Consider the following 4504-nt stretch of genomic DNA (forward strand, 5'->3'; position numbering starts at 1 on the left):
CGCGAAAGCCGAACCGCGTCGTAGTAGTCCGTCGGATTCCCGCGAAGGAGCTGTTCTGCGACGACGTGTCCGATGACCGGCGCGAGTTGGATACCGGCGGCGTTGAAGCCCGTGACGTGGAAGCCGTCTACCTCGGTCCACCCGGCAATCGCGCCCGCGTCCGGCGTCAGCGAACGCACGCCGACCCACTCGTCCGCGACGCGCGCGCCCTCGGTCCACGGAAAGTACGTCTCGACGACGCGCCGAATCTTCTCGCGGAGGTCCGCGGGGACCGCAGTCGGCGCGTCGTCGGGGTCGATGTCGCGTCCGGCCTCGTCGTAGCCGCCGGGGTAGTGGCCCGCGAAGACGGTTCCGTCGGGTTGCTGGCGGAAATAGACGCCGCTCTCGGCGTGTTTGACGCTGAACGTGTCGTACGGGACGCCAGCGGGCGGGTCGAAGATGAGAATCGGGCCGAGGGTGTGTCGAATCGGGAGGTCGAGGCCGACCAATCCCGCGATACGGGTGTTCCACGGTCCGGCCGCGGCGACGACGGCGTCGAACTCGCGGTGCTCGCCGTCGGCGACGAGACCCATAACGGAGCCGTCAGCCGTCGTCACGTCCTCGACTCTGGTGTCTATCTCGAAGGTCACACCCCGATTCTGCGCTCGTGTGACGAACTCCGCGGCGAGTTCGGTCGCGTCGAGAAATCCGATGTTCGGACGGTAAAGTGCACCCTCGACGGTGGACGTGTCCAATCCCGGATGGAGGAGTTCCGCGTCGAGTCTGTCGCCGGGAACGTACTCGACCGGTCCGTGGGCGCACTCGCGGGCCTCGGCTCGCAGTTCTCGGGCTTCCTCCGGTGTCGAAGCGATTCCGAGGCGGGGCGCGAGCGTGTACGGCGAGTTCATCCGCGGGGCCTCGAAGAACTCGTTGTAGAGGCGAACGCCGTACGCTTTGAGGCGGCGATACATCGGCAGTTCATCGCCCCAGAGGCCGCAGAACGCGCCCGAGGCGGCCGTCGTCTCACCCGCGAGTTCACCCTGTTCGAAGACCGTCACGTCCGCGTCGGCCGTCTCGCCGAGGTGGTACGCGACGCTCGAACCGACGATTCCGCCACCGATTACCGCGATTCGTGTCGTTTGCATGGAAGTGGTCGCTACGCCGACCCGGATGGTCGCGCGGCTGTCTCGTGGTCGTAGATGGTGAGGTATTAACAATGCTTCCGATTATTCGGCACGAGATAGGAGAATCTATAGACTGAGCTACTAATTCTATAAGCAAACAGCAACAATCGCGGTCGCACTCGGATGCCCTCGTCGGCGAGGAGGCGGCGAATCTCTGGGGCATACTCGGATTCGGCAAGCGATTTGTGGGACAGCCCAGATTCAACCCACTCCATTAATCGGCACGCCATTTTAGAATTTGGACGAAAGAACTATCCAAATGTTCTACTGTGACCACCATGACACGAAAACTTTAAGTATTAGTGATGGGATTGCCCGATAGAGTATGATAGAGAAACTCAACCGCCGTTCGTTCCTGAAATCCACCGGGACGACGGCGGCAATCGGTTCTATGGCTCTGGCAGGGTGCACGGAGGACGGAGGGACGAAAGACGGCTCGTCCTCCGGCGATGAGGAGATGACCGATACGCTGAAGTTCTACTCGTGGGGAGGGTCGACCCAAGAGGCCCTCAACAAGCACGTCATCGAACCGTTCGAAGAGGAGTACGACGTCACGGTCAAGCAGTCGAGTTTCGGCGGGCAGGACAAGATGCTGGCCAACGTCCGGTCGAGTCCGGAGGGCTCCTACGACATCATCATGCCCTCGACCGCGAGTTCCTACGCGGCGGCGAAGCAGGGCCTCGTCGAACCGCTCCGTCTCGACAACATCGAGACGTGGTCGAACCTCATGCCGGTGTTCAAGGACTTCATCGTCGACCCCGGCGAGGAGATCCACACCGCACCGCTGTACTACGGCACCATCGGGATGGCATACAACACCGACCACATCGACGATTCCAACGGCCTCTCGTGGGACATGACCTTCGACCAGCAGTTCAAAGGCAACGTCGCCATGGAGGGCGTCCCGTATATCCGGACGTTCACCACGGCGCTCAAACTCGGCATGGACCCGAACAAGATGGTGGGCGACGCCGGGTCCTACGAGGACGGCGTACAGAAGGTGTACGACGCGATGGCCGAACAGCACAAACTCATCAAGAAGTACTGGACGAGCGGACAGGAACTGACGTCGCTGTTCTCCAACGAGACCGCCTACGTCGGCGAGGCGTGGGGCGGTCGCATCCTCTCGCTTCAGGACGAGGGGTACGACAACCTCAAGTACGGTATCCCGAAGGAAGGAGCCATGGGCTGGACGGACACGCTCGCCATCGCCAAGGGTTCGAAGAACCGGTACACCGCAGAGAAGTTCATCGAATTCGCCTACCGCGACGACGTCATCAAGAACCTCGCGCCCGAAATCGGGTATCCGCCAGCGACGAAAGTCACCTCGAGCGACATCAAGGCGCTCCCGGACTTCGACTCGTCCGGCGGTGAGAACCTGAAATTCCAGGATATGAAGTTCAAGAACGAACACCAACAAGAGTGGTCCCAAACGTTCGAGCAGATCAAGCTTGGGAACTACTGAGCCGTCGCAGACAGCCCGGTTTATATTCAAATACACGATTACCCCGAAATAACATGAGCTACGTACAAATCTCCGGTGTTACGAAGCGGTTTGGTGACGTACTTGCGGTCAATGACGTCAGTTTCGAAGCCGAGCGCGGTGAGTTCGTCTCGCTTCTCGGTCCGTCAGGGTGCGGCAAGACGACGACGCTCCGTATGATTGCTGGACTCGAAACGCCGACGTCGGGAACCATCGAAATCGGTGGTGAGGTGGTGACCGAACAACCTCCCTACGAGCGCGACATCGGCATGGTGTTCCAGCACTACGCGCTCTTCCCGCACAAGACCGTCGGCGAGAACGTCGGGTTCCCGCTGAAGATGCGCGGCGTCGATAAAGAAGAACGGCGAACCCGTGTCGAAGAGGCCCTCGAAATGGTCAGACTGCCCGGTATGCTGGACCGCTCGCCGACCGAACTCTCCGGCGGCCAACAACAGCGCGTCGCCCTCGCGCGGGCGCTCGTGTTCGAGCCGAACGTCCTCTTGATGGACGAACCGCTCTCCGCGCTCGACCGCGTTCTTCGACAGAAAATGCGCATCGAACTGGAACGCATCCAAGAGGAGATCGGCATCACGACCATCTACGTCACCCACGACCAGATGGAGGCGTTTTCGCTGTCCGACCGCGTCATCGTCCTCGACGGCGGCGAACTGTCCCAGCAGGGCAGCCCGCTCGACATCTACGAGAACCCGCAGTCAGAGTTCGTCGGCGAGTTCATCGGTCAATCGACCAAACTCGCGGGGACGGTCAGCACCGGAGACGACAATGTTACACTCCAGACCGACTCCGGCCTGACGCTCGAATCGACCGAACAGACGCTCTCGCCGAACGACCGCGCGCTGGCCTTCCTCCGAGCGGAGAAACTCAGCATCTCGAAGGTTTCAACCGGGGCCGCGAACGAACTGTCGGCGACGGTGACGGCGATGAGTTATCTCGGCGAGAAGACGCTGTTCTTCTGTACCCTCTCGACCGGCGAGGAGGTAACAGTCGCTGAACATGGCTTCACCGGCGTCGAAGAGTACGAGTCTGGAGACGAGGTGTTCATCACGATTCCGGCGGAAGAACTCCTCCTCGTAAACGACAAGCCCGAGAGAGAACCCGCATGAGTAGCGAGCAAGAGTCGTTCGGAAACGGTGTTCAGTCGGCCTCGACGGGAGCCGACGGCCTCCGCGAGCGGGTGTTCGAAATCAGGACCGCGATACTTCGGTCCGGCCCCGTCACCGGCACGTTCGACCGAATCAAGCGGCACGAGAGTATCCTCGCAAGCGTGCAAGCGGGCCTCGGTCTCGGTTGGATGTTTCTGTTCCTCTTCGCCCCGCTTCTGTACATTGTAACGCTGTCTTTCTGGCAGCGCGGCGCAGGGGGCGTCATCATCCAGCAGTTCTCGCTGAGCAACTACGAGTTCATCCTCACCCAGAACGTTGACCTCGCAACGCTGACGTTCAACAACCTGTATCTGACCATCCTCTGGCAGTCCCTGAAGTACGGCGTGTTCGTCACGCTGGGCGCGCTCGCCCTCGGATACGTGCCCGCGTACTTCCTGGGTCGGACCGTCTCGAAGTGGAAGGCGGCGTTCCTCCTCCTCGTCGTGCTTCCCTTCTGGGTGCCGCTCATCATCCGATACTACGCGTGGATTCTCGTCCTCGGGAACAAGGGCCTCCTCGTGTCGATGCTCGGGTGGGTCGGCATCGAGAGCGGCGGGTTCCTCTACTCGGACCTCGCCGTCATCTCGGGGCTCACGCAAGCGTTGCTACCATTCATGATACTCCCGATTTACAACAGCGTCAACGAGATAGACGACTCGCTCATCGAGAGCGCAAAGACGATGGGTGCGACGCCG

At 61.0% G+C, this 4504-nt stretch carries 4 protein-coding genes; 3 read left to right on the forward strand and 1 reads right to left on the reverse strand.

All coding sequences use genetic code 11. The features are described 5' to 3' along the window. A partial coding sequence (locus BG842_RS09555) for an FAD-binding oxidoreductase (protein WP_069450575.1) occupies positions 1-1124 on the reverse strand: 1124 nt, incomplete at its 3' end. Between the two features lie 364 nt (positions 1125-1488). Between BG842_RS09555 and BG842_RS09560 the strand changes: the two genes are divergently transcribed. From BG842_RS09560 to BG842_RS09570, 3 genes are all read left to right on the forward strand, one after another. After that, entirely contained in the window at positions 1489-2628 is a 1140-nt protein-coding gene (locus BG842_RS09560) for a PotD/PotF family extracellular solute-binding protein (protein ID WP_069450576.1), read from the forward strand. A gap of 53 nt (positions 2629-2681) precedes the next feature. Then, positions 2682-3770, forward strand: a complete 1089-nt coding sequence (locus tag BG842_RS09565; RefSeq protein ID WP_069450577.1) for an ABC transporter ATP-binding protein — start codon at positions 2682-2684, stop codon at positions 3768-3770. Continuing rightward, positions 3767-4504: ABC transporter permease (locus tag BG842_RS09570; protein WP_069450578.1), on the forward strand; the 738-nt coding region annotated here is incomplete at its 3' end. The genes BG842_RS09565 and BG842_RS09570, both read left to right, overlap by 4 nt.

The organism is Haladaptatus sp. W1, from assembly GCF_001723155.1.
In the GTDB taxonomy this organism is placed as follows: domain Archaea; phylum Halobacteriota; class Halobacteria; order Halobacteriales; family Haladaptataceae; genus Haladaptatus; species Haladaptatus paucihalophilus.

Excerpts from the sequence above, each read along its gene's own strand:
- BG842_RS09560 (WP_069450576.1), top strand. The coding sequence starts at position 1,489 with ATGATAGAGAAACTCAACCGCCGTTCGTTCCTGAAATCCACCGGGACG.
- BG842_RS09565 (WP_069450577.1), top strand. The coding sequence starts at position 2,682 with ATGAGCTACGTACAAATCTCCGGTGTTACGAAGCGGTTTGGTGACGTA.